Origin of the sequence: Pseudomaricurvus sp. (assembly GCF_965662505.1) — a bacterium.
Taxonomy (GTDB): Bacteria; Pseudomonadota; Gammaproteobacteria; order Pseudomonadales; family Cellvibrionaceae; genus Pseudomaricurvus.
Window position 1 is genome coordinate 1 of the sequence record NZ_CBFIHX010000004.1, and the last position, 18,872, is coordinate 18,872.

Genomic DNA, 18,872 nt, shown 5'->3' on the forward strand with positions numbered 1-18,872 from the left:
CTCGCAAATCGTCGGTCAGCCCGCTGACCGCGAAGCTGCACTTGACGCTCAGGCACGCTCATTGGCGCTCTTGAAAAATAGTAACTCGATCCTGCCTCTGCAGCCGTCCGGTGTGAATGTCTTTTTGCGCGGCATCGATCCACTAGAGGCGGCACAGGCGGGTTTGACGCCCGTCGAAACGCTGGAAGAGGCTGACCTCGCCATAATGCGCACGTCCGCCCCGTGGCGGAGCGAACATCCCGGCTGGGTCATGGGGCGTTCGCAACATGAAGGCGATTTGTCGTTTTCAGCCGATAGTGAAGACCTCAAAGCCATAACGGCTGCGGCGCGTGTTGTGCCTACCATTGTCACGATCTATATGGATCGGCCAGCAATTCTTACTCCGCTGCGCGACGCCACAGCCGCATTGATTGCTGATTTTGGCGTAAGTGATAAGGCATTACTTCGGGCAGTGACGGGCCAAACTCCATTTTCCGGGCGCCTACCCTTCGAACTTCCCTCCAGTATGAAAGCGGTGGAAAAGCAGCTTGAAGACGTACCTTTCGATTCCAGCCAACCGCTATACCCCTATGGTTATGGCTTGCAGTTGGAAGCGATGAATGGGGTGGCGCCGAAACCGGTGCCTACACCTGCCTGGGCAATCGCGCGTGCTGAGCAGGCGCAAGGATATTCGTCGGCAGCGACCCCCATAGGCGAACTTATGGAAGACCCATCGGCGCGCGAAATCCTCATTCGCTATCTTCCCGCTGTGGTGCAGTCTGGCAATATAGATCGAATGGGCGGGATCACACTGCGTAAATTGCAGCAGATGGCACCACAAATGGTGAGTGACTCTGCACTTGAAACTATCGATGCGGAGTTGTCTCAGTTGGAGCCGGCACAGTAGGCGCTTATCAGCTAGGACGTCCTGACTCGTCTTCTGATTATCGACACTGGTGCCTGCGAGGACATCTGAATCTTGGGCTGATTCGCCGTAAGTTGTTTCACAACGCGGCGAAACACCGATTCAATCCGTACCGACACCTGTAAACGTTTACATGTCGCACATAGGTATCTAAAATATCTTTTCAGACTGAGCCCCAAATCTCGGGCAAACAACGGATCAGAACAATAACAACTTGTGAGATCGATTATGACTTCAACATCCCGTAAAAGCTGGATTAAACGGCTGCTAGCTGCTTTGCTGATTCTAGTGTTACTGGCTGCCGCCAAAGCGGCGTACGAAATGTACTCCCGCGGATTCTGGAAAGTACCTGTGTACGAAAGCGAGGCGCCGGCCATTCCCGAACTCCAACGTCCAGCGGTACTGGTGTTCTCCAAAACCAATTCGTTCAAACATGAAGAGGCCATTCCCGCCGCCGAGACGTTATTCCGCCAGTTGGGTCAGAAAAACGGCTGGTCGGTGTACGTCACTGAAAACGGCGCGGTACACAACCCGGCCGATCTGACCCGTTTTGACGCCATCATCTGGAATAATGTCACCGGCGATGTACTCACGGTAGAGCAGCGCACTGCCATGAAAGACTGGATTGACAACGGTGGCGGCTGGATTGGCCTGCACGGCGCCGGCGACAGCTCTTCGGAATGGGACTGGTATATTGATTCGCTGGTGGGTGCCCGCTTTACCGCCCACCCGTACCCCAACCAGTTCCAGCAAGCGACCTTGCATCCGGAGTCTGACGATAGCATTGTCAGTCACCTGCCTAATCCCTGGGTGCGTACCGATGAGTGGTATTCGTTTGAAGCCAGCCCCCGAAACAAGGACTACAACATCCTCGTCACCATTGATGAACACAGTTATGAGCTCGATTTCCGTGGCGAAGATCTGAGCATGGGTGATGACCACCCACTGATTTGGAAACACTGTTCAGGCCAGGGGCGAGCCCTCTATTCCGCCATCGGTCATACCGCCGCCAGCTACAGCGAACCTGCCTACGTCACTCTGTTGGAGCAAGCCGTGATCTGGGCAGCCGGGTTCAACGGCAATGAGTGTCAGAATCAAAGTCCCTAGACCATCTGGGCCAGGACAGTTGTGAACTACGCCAGCTTTGGCAAACAGCCGAAGATACAAAGCGGCAGGCGGGAGTGCTACGGCGCCTGATCAACCAACGAAACCACCGCACTTATGATACCAATAGGAACACAAGGAGAACATCAATGGCAAAAGTCAGAATGGGCATGGTCGGTGGTGGCGAGGGAGCTTTCATCGGTGCCGTGCATCGCTGGGCCGCCGCGCTGGATGGAGAAATAGAACTGGTTTGCGGTGCCTTTAGCAGCGATCCGGAAAAGTCCGCACGCTCCGGCGCCGCCTTGCATCTTCCCGCCGAGCGGGTTTACCCCAGCTATCAAGCGATGATAGAGGGCGAAGCGGCCCTGCCCGCCGAACAGCGCATGCAGTTTGTCGCCATTGTCACCCCCAATCACATGCACTTTCCCGTGGCTCAAGCTTCTTTAAGTGCGGGCTTTCATGTGATGTCTGACAAGCCCGCTACCTTTACCCTCGACGAAGCCCTGCAACTGCGCGAGCTGGTTAATGAAACCGGCCTGCTCTACGGCCTGACTCACGCCTACACTGGTTACCCCATGGTAAAAGAGGCGCGTCAACGGGTCGCTGCCAACCAACTGGGATCAATCCGCAAAGTAGTAGTGGAGTATCCACAGGGTTGGCTCGCCTCTGCGGAAGACGAAGCCGACAACAAGCAGGCCGCTTGGCGCCTTGATCCAAAACAGGCAGGCATCAGCTGCTGTATCGGCGACATCGGCGTGCACGCAGCCAATTTGGCCGAATACATAACGGGTAGTCACATCAGCAAAATCTGCGCTGATCTCACTCCCGTCGTCCCCGGTCGCCAACTCGACGACGACGGTAGCATTTTGCTGCGTTTCGATAACGGCGCCAAAGGTGTACTCATGGCCAGCCAGGTCAGTGTCGGCGAAGAGAACGCACTCAAAATCCGCGCCTACGGTGACCAGGGTGGGCTGGAGTGGTCGCAGCAGGAACCCAATACTTTGTGGCTGAAATACAACGACCGCCCCACAGAAATGCTTCGCACCGGCCTGCCCTATCTCGGCACCCTGGCCCAGGCCAACACCCGCACTCCCAACGGTCATCCGGAGGGCTATCTGGAAGCCTTTGCCAATATCTACATGGCCTTTGCCGGTCAGATTCGAGCGTTTGAGTCGGGATGTGTCGCGGATGAACGTTCAGTCGACTGCCCCGGCATTAACGAGGCCGTGCGCGGTATGGCCTTTATTGAGCTGGCGGTTGCCGCCAGCAACAGTGAGGTGAAGTGGCATGCGTTTCCAGATCACCAAGCAACATAAGGAGTAAACCGATGTCCACCATGAAAGGCCCCGCGATTTTTTTGGCCCAGTTTGTCGGCCCCGATGCCCCCTTTGACAACCTGCACAACATTACTCAATGGGCAGCCAAACTGGGTTACAAGGGCGTACAGATACCCACTTGGGAATCGAGCCTGATTGATTTGCGCAAAGCCGCCGAGAGCAAAACGTATTGCGATGAACTGAAAGCCACCTGCGCCGCCAACGGGGTTGAGATCACTGAGCTGTCGACCCATCTGCAGGGACAGCTGGTCGCCGTGCACCCTGCCTACGATGAGCTGTTTGATGGCTTTGCGCCAGAATCCGTCCGTGGCAATCCACAAGCGCGTCAACAGTGGGCTGTTGAGCAACTGATGCTGGCCGCCAAAGCCAGCGCCAACCTCGGTCTGAAAAATCATGCCACGTTTTCTGGTGCTTTACTTTGGCACACTGCCTACCCCTGGCCGCAACGTCCGTCTGGACTTGTGGAAACTGGCTTTAAAGAATTGGCTGAACGCTGGCTCCCCATTCTGAATGCGTTCGATGCTGCGGGTGTCGACCTTTGTTATGAAATCCACCCAGGCGAAGACTTGCACGACGGAATTACCTTCGAGCGTTTTTTGGAAGCAACGGGTCATCACCCGCGTTGCAACATTCTTTACGACCCCAGTCACTTTCTTCTGCAACAATTGGATTACATACAGTTTATTGATTACTACCACGACCGTATCAAGATGTTTCATGTCAAAGATGCGGAATTTAAGCCCAATGGACGCAGCGGTATCTATGGCGGCTATCAAGGCTGGAAAGATCGTCCAGCTCGTTTCCGATCACTGGGTGATGGCCAAGTGAATTTCAGTGCAATATTCAGCCAGTTCGCCAAATACGGTTTTGATGGCTGGGCGGTACTCGAATGGGAATGTTGTCTGAAACACCCCGAGGACGGCGCTAAGGAAGGAGTCGATTTTATCAATCAGCACATCATTCGTACCACCGATAAAGCCTTCGATGACTTTGCTGGAAGCGGCACGGACGAAACGGCCAACCGCCGCATTCTCGGCCTAGACTGAAACTGATCAGTAACAGAGGAGCTTTTCACAATGTTATTACTGCAAAAGCGGTCCCATTACATAAAAGTCACAGGTTTACTGGCGGCCTTGTTGATTTCGCCCATTATCGCTGCCGACCCCACCATCGACTGCCCGCTACGCGACGCGCCCTTCTCGCTCGAATCGCCGTTGATCGATGTGATGCTGAGTGAGCAAGCCAGTGCCATTGTTAACCACCATATGGACGGTGCGCTGGAGAAAATGCCAGAGCACTTCGCCAGTACCCAACCGCCCTCATTCAGCGCGATCCTGAATGTTCGCACCCTCGCCTCTATGGCACGCTTTGATCCTGCCAAGCTGCCCCGGGTCGAACAGGAACTGTCGGAGCTCAAAGTTTCCGACAGTGACCGAACCGCTCGCTGTGCCCGTTACGACGTGACACCGCCTAAACTTGACGTGCCAACTGGAAAGCCGCGCTTGCTGCTATTTGAAAAAATCAACGGTTTCAAAGATGTGCCTTCATTCAATGCCGCCCATCGTCTGCTGCAAGACATGGCCAAGCGCGAAGGCTGGGCGCTGGCCAGTACCGATAATGGTGCAGTGTTCAATGCCAAACAGCTCAAGCAGTTTGATGCGGTAATCTGGAATAACATCAGCGGTGATGTGTTGACCTTGAGCCAGCGGCAGGCGTTCCGCCAATATATTGAACAGGGCGGCGGTTTTGTCGGCATTCACGGCTCCGGCGGCGATCCGACCTATTTCTGGGACTGGTACGCCGACGAACTGATCGGTGCCCGCTTTAGCGGTCACCCCAAAGACCCTCAGATTCAAGAGGCCCGGGTGGTTGTGGAAAATAACCACAGCGGTATCGGTCAGGGACTCCCCACCGAATGGAATATGAACGAAGAGTGGTACTCGTTTAAAACCTCACCGCGTGATAAGGGTGCCACGATAATCGCCACACTGGATGAATCCACCTACAACCCGGTAGGTCATCACGGCGTTGACCTTCGTATGGGCGATCACCCTATCGCCTGGAGTCGCTGTATCAACAGTGGTCGCTCGTTTTATTCGGCTATTGGCCATAACCCCGAAGTGTACGACGATGCTAACCATCAAAAATTACTGCTTCAGGGCATCCTCTGGGCGACCGATCAAACTGACGAGCAATGCAGCCATAAACGCTAAAAGACCAGCTATGCATGGCGGCACATTCAGTTCATGAAATCTCCGCACCTTAATGTTTGTCATGCATTAAGCCGGGCTCGTCATTCACTTAGCGGGGTTTGCGAACCTTAGAGGCGACAGCTGAAGAGCCTCGCACCATCAACTGATGCGGCAAAATAACTTGTTTGGGTAATGCTGGTGTTTCCGCCAGCGCTTCCAGCATCAATGTCATGGCCATCTTGCCAATATCACTGCGGGGCTGATGTACAGTGGTTAAAGGTGGGTAGCAGTAGGTGGCGGAATCAATGTCATCAAAACCGGCAATGGACAACTGGGAAGGAATATCCAATCCCAGATCGCGCGCCGCGTGCATGGCCCCAATAGCCATTTCATCACTGGCACAAAACAAGGCGGTAGGTTTGCTGTGTTGCTTCAGCAGACGACACGTTGCCTCATAACCCGCCCCCAGGCTGTAGTCGCCTTGCTCTATCAAACTTGGTTTGCTTGGCAAACCCGCATTGGCCAATGCTGCCTGATAACCAGCCAGGCGTTGCTCACACAATGGCGAGTCTTTAGGCCCGTTGATATAACCAATGCGTTTATGGCCCAAACTGAGCAGATGATCGACCATCTCCTGCGCAGCCAGGCTGTTGTTGATGACCACACTGGGTACGCTGGGGGGACCGATGTATTCACAGGCCATGACCACTGGAACAACCGGATCCGACTTACGGGTATTGGTTTCAGATGCGACAGGTACCTCGCTCCCTAGACAAATCAGCCCATCCGCTTGACGCTGGCGCACGAGCTGAACATAAGCCTGCTCGCGCTCGCTGCTCTGCAAGGTGTCACCCAGCAGTATGCGATAACCCATTTCACTGGCCTTGATTTCGATGCCCTGAATCACCGCCGAAAAAAAGGGGTTACTGATGTCCGGTACCAGCACCACCACGTTGTTGGTGCGGCGGCGGCGAAAATTACTCGCCAGTGCATTGGTGACATAGCCACTTTTCTTGACTGCCACCATGACTTTATCGCGGGTAGTGTCTGCCACCGACTCGGGTTTGGACAGGGTTCTTGAAACCGTGGCAATGGAAACCCCCGCCAGTTTGGCAACGTCCTTGATGGAAACCATGGTTTTTCCGTCTGCTAAAAATTGCCATCTTAACACTAACTGTCAGTGATGGGGTCGGTAGTAACCGTTCATTCAGACGCCGCCGCTGACATCGCCCACACCATCGCCTTGCGGATCAGTTCTTGGTATTCAGGCACACTGTAAGTTGCAGCCTGGTGACCAATCGCTGAATAGAACACCTTGCCCTGCCCCAGCTGATGTTGCCAGGCAATGGGGTGTTCGCCTTCCATACGATCATTTAGACCCATCCAGTTTTCACCCTTGGTAATGTAGGAAGATTCATCCAGAGTCAACAAAATATCATAGCCCTTGTCACGAGGACTGGCGTCAAAGGCGTACCACTCTTCTGCCTTAACGTTCCACGGGCTCTGCAGATGGGATGTTAGCTCGGATGCGTTATCAACCACCAACACATCAGCATCTTGAAACTGTGGCTCCATGGTATGACCGACAAACTGTGCACCTATCAAAGTATCCACGTACCAGTCCCAGGCGTATTTGAAATCGCCACCACTGGCGTGCAGACCGACCCAGCCACCGCCTTGCTGTATCCACTGTTGAAGAGCAACGCGCTGCTCCTCTGTCAACACATCGCCGGAGACGTTGTTCCAGACCACCAGATCAAACTTTTTCAATTCCTCGACATTGTGGGTAGCGCCATTGTTACTGATAAAAATATCCCAGCCTTGTTCATCAGCAATGCGTTGCAGCATGGCATCGGCGGCAGGAATACCCTCTTTATGGATATATCCATTGGTTTTATTTAAGACCAATACCGCAGGGCGCTGCATCTCAGGGATGACGGGCGCTACGGTTTCGTAACTTTCGCGCGGGATCAATCCGTTTTCTTTCAACTTCAGATAAGCCCGTGCCCCCAGACCGGCGACCAGAACCAACACGACCACGGCACTGATCTTCAGTGTCTTTTTCACATTCATCGCAGTATTCCTTACTATCAGATGACGCCCGCTTCCATCTGTTTTACGGCGTAGTCACAGGCTCTGGCAGTAAAAGCCATGTAGGTCAGTGAAGGGTTGACGCAGGAAGACGACGCCATAAACGACCCATCGGTGACAAACAGATTGGGCACATCGTGGGCCTGGTTGTGTTTATTGAGGACAGACTGAGTCGGGTCATCCCCCATCCGCGCTGTGCCCATTTCGTGAATACCGGAACCAGGGATCGACAGGTTTTCCACATCACCAAACGACATGGTAAATGCCGCACCACCCGCCTCCATAATGCGTTTACCCTGGGCCTGAATGTCTCGCGCCATGGCTTTTTCGTTCTCGCCCCAGTTGAACTCGAACGCCACTTGCCGCATGCCATAGCGATCTTTCTTATTGCTCAGATACACACGGTTTTTGGGGTTTGGCAGACATTCGCCAAAGGCGCCGGCGTAAAACGTCCAGGTATTTGGCAGCTGGCTCAGACTATCTTTGAGACCTGCGCCAAAGCCCTTTTTGTTAAACTGCCCCATCCAGTTACTGCTATTGATGGCGGTCTGATAGCCATAACCACGCACAAAATCCAGCTCTTCTTCTTGGCCTGGCAAGTTACGGAAACGAGGTATGTACAACCCGGCTGGACGGTTACCGTAAAAATACGTGTCGCGGTTATCGGCAAACATGCCCACCGTACCCAGTCCCAGAAAGTGATCCATCAAGTTCTGTCCCAGCACGCCGCTGCGGTTGGCCAAGCCATTAGGGAAGGCCTCGCTGGTGGAGTTAAGCAACAACTGTGTGGAACCTACGGTGGAAGCACACAGGAACACCACCCGCGCAGTAAACTCATGACGCTCCAGAGTCTCCGAATCAATCACATGCACTTTACTAATGCGCTTGGTGTCTTCATCGTATTCCAGTTTCTCCACCACCGAGTTGGGACGCAGTGTCATTTTCTGAGTCGCACGGGCCGCCGGCAATGTAGAACTCTGTGAGCTGAAGTAGCTGCCAGTAGAGCACCCGTTTTCGCAGGGACCACAATAATGACAGGCTGCCCGACCGGGCAGGTTTTCAGTGAGAATCGCCGTACGGGCGTTGGTCAGAGTGATCTCCGGTGCATTTTTCTTCAACCGTTCTTGGATGGTTTCCTCGACCGCAAACCAGGGCATGGGCTTCTGGAATTCGCCGTCCGGTAGCTGTGGCAGACCTTCTTTGCGACCATTTACACCAATAAACTTTTCGACATAGCTGTACCAGGGCGCAATTTCGTCGTAGTCCACCGGCCAGGGAATACCATGGCCATCTTTAGCATTGGCCTTGAAGTCTTCTTCACTCAATCGATATGTTTGGCGACCCCACATTAGTGAGCGACCGCCGACGACACCGCCGCGGAACCACTGAAACTCGGAACCTTCGTCAGTGGCATAGGGATTCAATTTATCGTTGTTCCAAAAATGCATATTGGCCGTACGGAAGGCATAAAGCTTACTTTGCACTTCGTAGTTTTCCGCTTCTAGCTCACGCTGGGGCTTACCGTTAAACGGTATTTTCCAGCTGGGGGCGTGTTCACCCAAATACCCGGTACCATGCTGCAGGTCGCGACCGCGTTCCAGCACCAGTACCCGCAAGCCTTTTTCAGTCAGTTCTTTTGCAGCCCAGCCACCGGTAATTCCGGAGCCCACGACAATGGCATCAAAGTCATAATTTTTTGTGGTAATCATATCTGGCTATCCGTATTCAGTTCAGTCAACTCAGCGGTAAAATGCAAAAGGCGCCCAAGTGGTGTCGCCTGGTTTGCGCGGATAATGACCGTCAAATTTCATCGGCATGGGGTTGTAACGCAGTACCTGCTTGGCACCCACTTCCGAAGTGAAAAAGCCCCAGATAGTCAGCTCTTTAAACTGACAGATAAACGGCGCATCACTAATGTAAGCACGGCGCACATTGCCCTGTGCATACCAGGAACTGTCACCAGCCGCATTTTCCAGGGCCTCCAGTACGGACAGCTGTTGTTCTGCGTTTAGCTTGTCATAAGGCGCACCCAGCTCCTGAGGGACACGGGTTTCTAAATCCTTCAGGCCAGCCATAAAAAGGGCGCGCTCATCGTCGTTCAGCCAATCCTGCACCATCAACTCAATAAAATGCGGTACGCCGGCATCAATGGCTCCTGGCGTCTCAGTGCGGGGGATGACCGTCTCGGCGGCAGCGGCAATTATCGCACGCTGCTGTGAAGTAAATAGATTCGCGGGCTGTTTGACGTAGTCATCGGCTGCAGCCAGATAGGTCATCTGGGATTGGTTCAGAGCCAGGGCATGCCCGGAAATAGTGGCAGTACCCACCAAAACGGCGGCACACTGCAGAAACTCTCTTCGATTCATTCTGGAACCCTCTGGTTATTTTTATGACTTTTCAATATTCATATCAACATAGTGGGCCGGGGCACTGAGACCTACTACGAACTATAGGTAGATATTGTACAACAAAATAATGTAATCGTTTACATTTTAATGTCTTGATTTTCTAATAAATCCCAAAAAATCTTTATAAAAACTAGCTTGGTGCCGGAAACCAGCAAAGAGAAAATTGGAGTATCAAGGGTATAATGTCTACACCCCCTCTCTCAGAGGCTTGGCGGATCGCCGCCTCAGAATTAAACCCGGATACCGACTTAACGTTGCGTCACTACAAAGCCAAGCATAATAGGATTCAAACAACTGTTCGACGCGATCACTATTGATCGCGTCGAGAGATCATTTTAAAGAATTAACTTTTATGAGCTCATTGTGTTATTTCGTTCTTTCAAAAGGTTCAACACACCTTCTTTCTCCATGGCGGCATAATATTTCTCGACCTGACTGCTCCAGTCTGCTTGATCTTGCGGAAGACTTCCAAACACCGCTTGCAAGCCGAGCACTTCTGTTACAGGGGAAACACCTTTCGCTTCTGCGCCTTTGACGAGTCCCATCAAGGCTTCCGAAAAAGGATCAATAATGTCATAACTCGCCCTCGCGCCAGAGCTGTCCGGGTCACGAACTCCCTGCAGATAACGAATCCAACCGGCAAGCGCAAGTGCCAGCAACGATGCATCGACACCGTCATTCAGTAATTGACGCGCACTGGCGAGCCAACGCTGGGGGATCTTCTGTGAGCCATCCTGAGCAATTTGATCGGTGCGGTGATTCAGCGAGGCATTGGAAAAACGATCCAAAAGCTCCTGCTTATAAGCATCCAAATCAAAACCGTCGGGGACATTTAATGTCGGGGTTACCAGAGCCATGTAGTCTTGTACGAAGCCTTTCAGATCTGGATCCCCCATGACCTGATGAACGTAATCGTAACCGGACAGGTAGCCCAAATAAGCGATGATCGAATGACTGCCATTGAGCAGTCTCAGTTTCATTTCCTCAAACGGTGCAACGTCATCCACCAGCATTGCACCAACGGATTCCCAATCCGGCTTGTCACTGGCAAAATGATCTTCAATGACCCATTGCGAGAAAGGCTCTGTCACCACGGCGCCTTGATCAGAAACGCCCAGGCTGTCTTGTAATTCCAGCAAAGTCTGTTCAGTTACCGCCGGCACGATTCGATCTACCATGGAGCAAGGGAAAGCCACATGCTGCTCCAGCCATTCCGCGATGGAAGGATTAACGCGCTGCACAAATGAATTGACTACATTTTTTAACAGTTTGCCGTTGTGGGAAAGATTATCACAGCTCAGCAGAGTAATCGGCGCCTCTAATTTCTGGCGTTGCTCCAGTGCCGCCACGATATAACCAATCGCCGATTTAGGTGCAGTTTGGTAGTGCTCTAAATCCCAAAGAATATCCGGGTTCTCCCAGTTAATATCTGGCGTGCCAGGATTGTGGCAATAGCCTTTCTCTGTAATCGTTAAGGTAACGACTTTGATATCGGGATCAGACAGCGCATTGATCAGCTGTTGGGGGGCTTCCGGGGCGACCAACACTGACTGAATGGCACCAACCACTTTGGTTTCTGCGTGATTGCTGTCTTTCTCAATCAGACAATAGAGTCCATCCTGAGGCTGCAGTTGGTTGCGAACTCCGGGGCTGCGCAAGCTGGCTCCGATTATGCCCCAGTCACCGCCTTTCTCGTTAAGTAGCTTATCGGTGTAATCGGCCTGGTGACCGCGATGAAAGGCCCCAATACCCAGATGCACAATGCCCGCCTTGAGAGACGTGCGGTCATAACCCGGGACAGGCCCTGATACTTGTTTCAGAGTTTCGTTGTTCAGACGTAGCATGAATTTTATTTCCCGAATTACAGTTTGTACGCTTCTTTCGCCAGGCGGTAGCTCAAATCATGAGCCAGCTCCATAGCCTCATCTTCACCGAGACGATGTTCGGCAACCAACTGGGCCAGGAAGGCACAGTCCATTCGACGCGCCACATCGTGACGAGCCGGAATAGACAGAAAAGCTCGGGTATCATCGTTAAAACCTACGGTATTGTAGAAACCGGCAGTTTCTGTGATTTGTTCACGGTAGCGACGCATCCCTTCAGGGCTGTCATGGAACCACCAGGCAGGCCCGACTTTCAACGCAGGGTAATGACCGGCTAAAGGCGCCAGCTCGCGGCTGTAACTGGTTTCGTCCAGAGTAAAGACAATCATGCTAAAACGGGGATCGCTGCCGACTTTATTGAGCAGTGGTCGCAGAGCCTGAACATATTCCGTCTGTACCGGAATATCGGCGCCTTTGTCGCGACCAAAGGCGGTAAACAAATCCTCATTATGGTTGCGATAGCAACCGGGATGCAGCTGCATAACCAGACCATCATCCAGGCTCATCAAAGCCATCTCGGTCAGCATTTGCGCACGAAATGTCTCAGCTTGCTCTGGCGTTGCGGAACCGCCAATCACGACAGAAAAGAGCTGGTGCTTATCCTCTGAAGACAGGTCTTCCGTCTTAGCCGTAGGATGGCCATGATCTGTAGACGTCGCACCAAAGCGCTTAAAGTAATCACGGCGTTGACGCAGTGCATTCAGATAATCATCAAAGGTTTTAATCTCGATACCGGTTATCTCACCCAGCTTTTTGACGTTATCCGCAAACCCTTCAAATTCAGGATCAATCACAGGGTCGGGACGAAATGCCGTGATGACCCGGCCCTTCCAGTCACTGTTTTGGATAGTTTGGTGATGACGCAAATCATCCAGAGGTGATTCGGTTGTCGCAATCAACTCAATATTGAATCGCTCAAACAGGGCGCGAGGCAAAAACTCAGGCTTTTGGAGACAGCCTTGAATGTGATCGAAATAACGATCAGCGCTTTCTTTCGTTAGGGCTTCCGTCAACCCGAAGACTTCAAAAAACACATGATCCAGCCACATACGACTGGGTGTTCCGCGAAACAGATAATAATGCTCCGCAAACCGTTGCCATACCTTGCGGGGATCCGTTTCTACCGCACCACCATCTTTACGCTTGATGCCCAGCTCTTCCATGCTGACACCCTGACTGAACAGCATCCGCAGCACATAATGGTCAGGCTGCACCAACAGCGCCGCCGGGTTTTCAAACGGTTCGTTATTGGCAAACCAACTTGGGTCCGTATGACCATGGGGACTGATGATCGGCAACGCTTTTACGCTTTGGTAAAGCTTGCGAGCAATTTCCCGGGTGTGGGGATCTGCCGGAAACAGCCGGTCTGAATGCAGACTCATGGTCATGAGGAACCTCTTGGATTGATGTTAAATAAGATTGGTATCCGTTAGCGATACCCAGGATGATGACCAGCTTACCGTGAAGCCTCCAGGCGCTTAAAATTGCCTGGCTTTTGTGCTCTGCGTTTTTCTGTTTTACGGTATTGTATTGAAAGAAACGCCAATCGAATGGTAAAATGGTCAGACCAATTTGTGAAAGAATCCCATAATAACCGCCGCCCCGTCAAGTAAAGGCCGCAGGGTGTGAGCATGCTCTAGACTGCATGTACTAATACATTCACTGATTTTAAGAGAAGCAACATAATGCCTTCCATTGTAGCGCAGCGTTTTCCCCACTGCCTGTCGTCTGTGCGTCGGATTCTGACACTATTAGCAGTCCTATTCACAGTGTGCAGCTGTACCCCCCAAAACGACGGTTCACAGGTGCTGCATTTGGCGCACGGGATGCCTGCAGATCATCCCGTCAATAAAGCCATGGAGATGATGGACACACGACTGCAGGAACTGTCCGGTGGCACCATGCGGATAGAAATCTATGCCAATGGGCAACTGGGGTCCGAGAGAGACCTCCTCGAGCTGTTGCAAATTGGCAGCCTGGCCATGACCAAAGTCTCTGCGAGTCCTCTGGAAAGCTTCGTCCCCACCTATAAGATCTTCAGCATTCCTTATGTGTTTCGCGACCATGACCACTTTTGGCAAATGCTGGAAAGCCCGCTGGGACGTGATTTGCTGGTTTCCTCTGAGCCCGTGCTTTTACGAGGCCTTGGCTACTATGATGCAGGCAGCCGCAGTTTTTACACCAACAAACCCATAAATACCCCCGATGATCTCAAAGGGATGAAAATCCGGGTTCAGAAAAGCGTCACGTCAGTTGAAATGGTTAAGAGATTGGGCGGCGCAGCCACCCCGATCGCCTGGGCAGAGCTCTATACCGCACTGCAACAAGGGGTGGTTGATGGCGCAGAAAACAATATCCCCAGCTTTTACCTGTCCAAGCACTATGAGGTCTCACCATACCTCTCACTGGATGAACACACCTATGTACCCGATGTCCTCCTGATAGGATTACCGGTCTGGAATAGCTTATCTCCGCAGCAGCAAGAGTGGTTACAGCAAGCAGCGGATGACTCGATCGCCTATCAGCGAGAACTTTGGGCGCTAAAAACACAGGAATCCCTTGAGGCATTACAGGCCAAAGGTATTGAAGTGATCACACCGGACAAAGAGCTGTTTCGCGAAAAAGTTTTGCCCATGCACCGGGCCTACGACAACACACCACTGGGAGAGCTGATGGATGCCATTCAAAACCTTCCGTAATGCTTATGGCCGCTGTATCAGCCACATCGACAAGGCAGTCCAATACCTTCTTATACTGCTAATGGCCGTTATGGTCATCAACGTCTTATGGCAGGTAGCCACGCGATTTTTACTGGGTGACCCCAGTTCGTATACCGAAGAAATTGCACGATTTCTGTTGATATGGATTGGTATGCTGGGGGGATGTTACGCCTACCGAGTTGGCGCCCACCTGGGGCTCGATCTTCTCTCAAGCTATCTAGAGGGAACGGCTCGCAAGCGCCTGTCATGGGTCATAAGCGGCGCAGTGATCGCTTTTTCGGGAAGTGTTCTGATCTATGGTGGCGGTAATCTGGTGCACGTCACCTACATACTTCATCAGACTTCGGCCTCTTTGGAAATCCCAATGGCTTTCATCTATACCGTTTTGCCGATCTCCGGCATATTACTGTGCTGTTTTAGCCTGGACGAAATACTGTCCGACTCAAGCCACCTAACAAACCACGAAGCGATCTGAGGGTACATCATGGAATTATCAGGCGCTGCGCTACTGATCAGTTTTTTCATTCTGCTGTTTTTGAACATACCGGTAGCCATCTGCATCGGTATTGCCACCCTGTTGGCCATGCTTTTTTCCATCGATTTTACGGCGGCCACCACCACCATTACTCAGCGAATGGCAGGCGGTATGAACAGCTTTGCCCTGCTGGCCATTCCGTTCTTTATCCTTTCAGGCCTGCTCATGGGGCGAGGGGGAATCGCTCATCGATTGATTGAATTCGCCAAAGCCCTCATTGGCAGCTTACCCGGCGGGCTGGCGCTGGTGAATGTCATTTCGTGCGCTCTGTTCGGCTCAATTTCGGGTTCTGCGGTAGCGGCCACGTCTGCCATCGGTGGCTTTATGGTGCCCACCATGAACAAAGAAGGCTATGACAAAAACTTTAATGGTGCGATCACTGTGGCGGCCTCCACAACAGGGCTGCTGATTCCTCCCAGCAATATTCTGATCGTCTACTCTCTGGCCAGCGGAAGCGTATCCATCGCCGCCCTGTTTATCGCAGGCTATGTGCCCGGATTATTGCTGACCCTCGCCCTGATGGCCATTGGCGCCATTTACGCCCACCGTAAAGGCTATCCAACCGCGGACCGTCTGCCCCTGAGAGAAGCCCTGCCCAAATTACTGGATGCCGTTCCCAGTCTTTTACTGATCGTCATTGTGATCGGGGGTATTGTGGGCGGTGTATTTACCGCGACAGAAGCGAGCGCCATTGCGGTTCTCTACTCCCTACTGCTCGCTGTTGGCTTTTATCGAGAAGTTAAACCTGGAGAGCTGCCCGCTATTCTACTCAAAGCCGCTGAAACCAGTGCGGTAGTACTACTGCTGATTGGTACATCCACCGCGATGTCCTGGATGCTGTCTTTTGAGAACATTCCTCAAACCATCAGCCAAACACTGCTGACATTGTCTGAAAATCCACTGCTGATTCTGCTGATCATCAACCTGATTTTACTGGTGGTGGGAGCGTTTATGGACATGACGCCGGCAGTGCTGATCTTCACCCCGATTTTCTTGCCGGTCGTGACCGAGCTGGGCATCTCGCCACTTCACTTTGGGATGATGATGATCCTGAACTTATGCATCGGACTCTGCACTCCACCGGTGGGGAGCGTGCTCTTTGTGGGTTGCAGTATCGCCAAAACCTCAATGACGGCGATCATACGGCCGTTGCTGCCGATGTACTTTGCCATGATTGCAACGCTGGCATTGATTACCTATGTCCCGGCGCTCAGCGAGTGGCTGCCCAGACAATTTGGGCTGTATTGATATGATGCCGTTATTGATGAGGCATATTCTGAGGATACAACTATTGAGGTAGTACTGATATTGAAGCAGTACGAGCCTTGGTGGAAGCGCAAAGTGGAGTGAATGAAAGTAAATTCACTCCATACTGACGGTTTTACTTCTTATCAAGCAGTTCCCGATCCGCAGCAATCGCCTGATTGATATGCGACCGCATAGCTTGCTGAGCAGCCAATGGATCTCGGTTCTGCAACGCCTCAAAAATAGCCCGATGCTCTTTGGCGGACGGATGAACTCCCTCCTCCCTCACCCTTTCATGGAACAAAGCACTGATTTCAGAGCGATTGCGCAAATCCCACAACCAGCTGACCATGGAGGCCAAAGCACTGTTTTGTGAGGCTTCCGCTAAAATACAGTGGAAACGCTGGTCCGCCTCTTCACTGATAGAGCCTTTTTGATCTTCCTGCTCCATCAGCTCCAAAGCCTGTTCCAGCTCATCCATTTGCGCCGATGTAATACGAGCTGCCGCCAGAGTGACGATCTCGGATTCCAGCAACCGGCGAGCCTCCAGAATCTCAAAAGGACCGGGGCCTTCATCCCGCAGGCCTGGTCTATCGACAACCTGATCACGGACGTAGATACCAGAGCCAGTTCGAATTTCCACCAACCCCCCAATCTCTAGCGCGATCATCGCCTCCCGAATGGTCGGTCGACTGACTTCAAACCGTTGAGCCAAGTCACGTTCGGAGGGTAGCCGCTCCCCTGACTCCAGCTGACCGCTGGTTATCAGGGCTTCAATTTGATTGGCTATTTCGAGGTAGAGGCGGCGAACCTTAATGGCTTCAATGTGCATAGTATCAACTGGTCAACAGATCTAATGGTCAATCCAGTAGTTTCACAAGATCCAAACATGCTGTCAATTTAATTGAACTACGGGATAAGTGGTCTATATAACACCACCGCACTACAGATCGCTGATTTTTAGGCAAAAAAACCCCAAAGAATCACCGAGTTAGGAGCCAATGAAAGTATCAAAAACACTGGCTTGCAGACCCGGCTATCTTTGGGGGTGAGAGAGACCACGATCTCACAGTAAGTGTGGTTTTCACCACGGAGACTTGTTGCTCGTTAGCACAAGACCGACATAAATCGTCAAACTTGCCCTGTATAAACTTTTACTTAATAGCAGCGCCTTTAGCCTGCATGGATTCCAACGTATGAATCACACCGTGTAATTCGGCCAATCCTTTCAAACGACCCACGTAGGAATAACCTGGGTTCACCCCAGTCTGACCAACCTCTTCGCCCATTAGATGGCCGTGATCAGGACGCATGGCGATTTCGATGTCGTCTCGCCCCTGACCAGCGCGCTCTTTCTCTTCTGACAATAGAGCTCCGATCAGTCCAACCATGTCATTGTCGCCACCAAGATGCTCGGCTTCGTAAAACGAGCCATCCGCTTCACGGGTAACATTGCGCAAATGAACAAAATGAATGTGTGAACCAAACTCACGAGCCATGGCCACCAGATCATTATCCCCGCGCGCCCCAAAAGAACCAGCACACAGCGTCAAGCCATTGCTGACACTTGGAACAGCGCCCAAAATCTTGCGGGCATCCTCGGCAGTGGATACGACACGCGGCAATCCGAACAAAGAAAATGGTGGATCATCCGGGTGAATGCACATAAGAACACCCACCTCTTCTGCCACGGGGATCACTTCTTTCAAAAAGTGAAAGAGATTGTCCCGGAATCCATCTTCGCCCAAGGCAATGAACGCCTCGATTTCTGTACGAATGCTTTCCCGGTCATAGCTGCCTTCACCACCCGGCAACCCGGCGATGATGTTTTTTTCCAGAAGAACTTTTTCTTCTTCGGTCATCGTCTGTAAACGCTGCTCAGCTCTTACAAGTACATCGTCATCATAATCAGAACGCGCGTTATCTCGCTGAAGGATGTATACATCGTATGCTGCAAAGTCAGCAATATCGAAGCGCAAAGCGTGAGCTTGATTTTTAAGTTTGTACATCAAGTTAGTACGCGTCCAATCGACGACCGGCATAAAGTTGTAGCACACTACATTTACACCGGCTTCGGCGACATTCCGAATGGACTGCTTGTAATTTTCCAGATGGGTCTGCCAATCGCCTGTCATCTTTTTGAGATCATTACTCAGTGGGATGCTCTCAATGACATCCCAAACCAGACCTGCACTTTCAATTTCCTGCTTGCGCTTAACCACTTCATCTACAGGCCAAACATCACCAGTCGGGATGTGGTGCAACGAGGTCACGATTCCGGACACACCTGCCTGAACGATCTTTTCCAATGTGACAGTGTCAGCTGGGCCAAACCATCGCCATGTGCTTTTCATGAATTCTACCCTGTACGGTGATTAACTAATCTTCAAAAATTACGACGTGTATTACTCGCAGTAGAGAGAGCTCAATGTAGTGCGAGCCCACTGTATACG

General features: G+C 52.0%; 16 protein-coding genes. 8 read left to right on the top strand and 8 right to left on the bottom strand.

The features are described 5' to 3' along the window. From ACTG33_RS00940 to ACTG33_RS00960, 5 genes are all read left to right on the top strand, one after another. Window positions 1-886: glycoside hydrolase family 3 C-terminal domain-containing protein (locus ACTG33_RS00940; RefSeq protein ID WP_439133288.1), on the top strand; the 886-nt coding region annotated here is incomplete at its 5' end. A gap of 246 nt (window positions 887-1,132) precedes the next feature. Continuing rightward, on the top strand, window positions 1,133-2,011 hold the full coding sequence (locus ACTG33_RS00945; protein ID WP_439133289.1) for a ThuA domain-containing protein: 879 nt from the start codon (window positions 1,133-1,135) through the stop codon (window positions 2,009-2,011). A gap of 146 nt (window positions 2,012-2,157) precedes the next feature. After that, window positions 2,158-3,324, top strand: a complete 1,167-nt coding sequence (locus ACTG33_RS00950; protein WP_439133290.1) for a Gfo/Idh/MocA family protein — start codon at window positions 2,158-2,160, stop codon at window positions 3,322-3,324. Window positions 3,325-3,335: 11 nt separating this feature from the next. Then, window positions 3,336-4,391: a sugar phosphate isomerase/epimerase family protein gene (locus ACTG33_RS00955; RefSeq protein ID WP_439133291.1), complete on the top strand. Its 1,056-nt coding sequence runs from the start codon at window positions 3,336-3,338 to the stop codon at window positions 4,389-4,391. 30 nt (window positions 4,392-4,421) lie between these two features. After that, on the top strand, window positions 4,422-5,558 hold the full coding sequence (locus ACTG33_RS00960) for a ThuA domain-containing protein (protein ID WP_439133292.1): 1,137 nt from the start codon (window positions 4,422-4,424) through the stop codon (window positions 5,556-5,558). 88 nt (window positions 5,559-5,646) lie between these two features. Here ACTG33_RS00960 and ACTG33_RS00965 read toward each other — a convergent pair whose 3' ends face one another. The 6 genes from ACTG33_RS00965 to uxaC form a co-directional block, all read right to left on the bottom strand. Further along, a complete protein-coding gene (locus ACTG33_RS00965; RefSeq protein ID WP_439133293.1) occupies window positions 5,647-6,672 on the bottom strand; it encodes a LacI family DNA-binding transcriptional regulator in 1,026 nt (341 codons plus the stop codon). Window positions 6,673-6,740: 68 nt separating this feature from the next. After that, on the bottom strand, window positions 6,741-7,610 hold the full coding sequence (locus ACTG33_RS00970) for a ThuA domain-containing protein (RefSeq protein ID WP_439133294.1): 870 nt from the start codon (window positions 7,608-7,610) through the stop codon (window positions 6,741-6,743). Window positions 7,611-7,627: 17 nt separating this feature from the next. Beyond that, the gene (locus ACTG33_RS00975) at window positions 7,628-9,337 is read right to left on the bottom strand and encodes an FAD-dependent oxidoreductase (protein WP_439133295.1); all 1,710 of its coding nucleotides are present in this window, start codon (window positions 9,335-9,337) and stop codon (window positions 7,628-7,630) included. Window positions 9,338-9,367: 30 nt separating this feature from the next. Further along, entirely contained in the window at window positions 9,368-9,994 is a 627-nt protein-coding gene (locus ACTG33_RS00980; protein ID WP_439133296.1) for a gluconate 2-dehydrogenase subunit 3 family protein, read from the bottom strand. A 392-nt stretch (window positions 9,995-10,386) separates the two neighbouring features. Continuing rightward, complete coding sequence (locus ACTG33_RS00985; protein ID WP_439133297.1) at window positions 10,387-11,880, bottom strand: mannitol dehydrogenase family protein; 1,494 nt, start codon at window positions 11,878-11,880, stop codon at window positions 10,387-10,389. Between the two features lie 17 nt (window positions 11,881-11,897). Next, entirely contained in the window at window positions 11,898-13,301 is a 1,404-nt protein-coding gene (gene uxaC / locus ACTG33_RS00990; RefSeq protein ID WP_439133298.1) for a glucuronate isomerase, read from the bottom strand. Window positions 13,302-13,604: 303 nt separating this feature from the next. On the opposite strand from uxaC, the gene ACTG33_RS00995 reads away from it, so the two are divergent. The 3 genes from ACTG33_RS00995 to ACTG33_RS01005 are packed head-to-tail and all read left to right on the top strand — an operon-like array spanning window position 13,605 to window position 16,422. Beyond that, entirely contained in the window at window positions 13,605-14,618 is a 1,014-nt protein-coding gene (locus ACTG33_RS00995; RefSeq protein ID WP_439133299.1) for a TRAP transporter substrate-binding protein, read from the top strand. Beyond that, entirely contained in the window at window positions 14,596-15,114 is a 519-nt protein-coding gene (locus ACTG33_RS01000; RefSeq protein WP_439133300.1) for a TRAP transporter small permease, read from the top strand. The genes ACTG33_RS00995 and ACTG33_RS01000 overlap by 23 nt, the downstream gene beginning before the upstream one ends. Window positions 15,115-15,123: 9 nt before the next feature. Further along, the gene (locus ACTG33_RS01005; RefSeq protein WP_439133301.1) at window positions 15,124-16,422 is read left to right on the top strand and encodes a TRAP transporter large permease; all 1,299 of its coding nucleotides are present in this window, start codon (window positions 15,124-15,126) and stop codon (window positions 16,420-16,422) included. A 133-nt stretch (window positions 16,423-16,555) separates the two neighbouring features. Here ACTG33_RS01005 and ACTG33_RS01010 read toward each other — a convergent pair whose 3' ends face one another. Further along, the gene (locus ACTG33_RS01010; protein ID WP_439133302.1) at window positions 16,556-17,251 is read right to left on the bottom strand and encodes a FadR/GntR family transcriptional regulator; all 696 of its coding nucleotides are present in this window, start codon (window positions 17,249-17,251) and stop codon (window positions 16,556-16,558) included. A gap of 322 nt (window positions 17,252-17,573) precedes the next feature. Continuing rightward, on the bottom strand, window positions 17,574-18,773 hold the full coding sequence (uxuA, locus tag ACTG33_RS01015) for a mannonate dehydratase (RefSeq protein WP_439133303.1): 1,200 nt from the start codon (window positions 18,771-18,773) through the stop codon (window positions 17,574-17,576). Window positions 18,774-18,872: the final 99 nt, after the last annotated feature.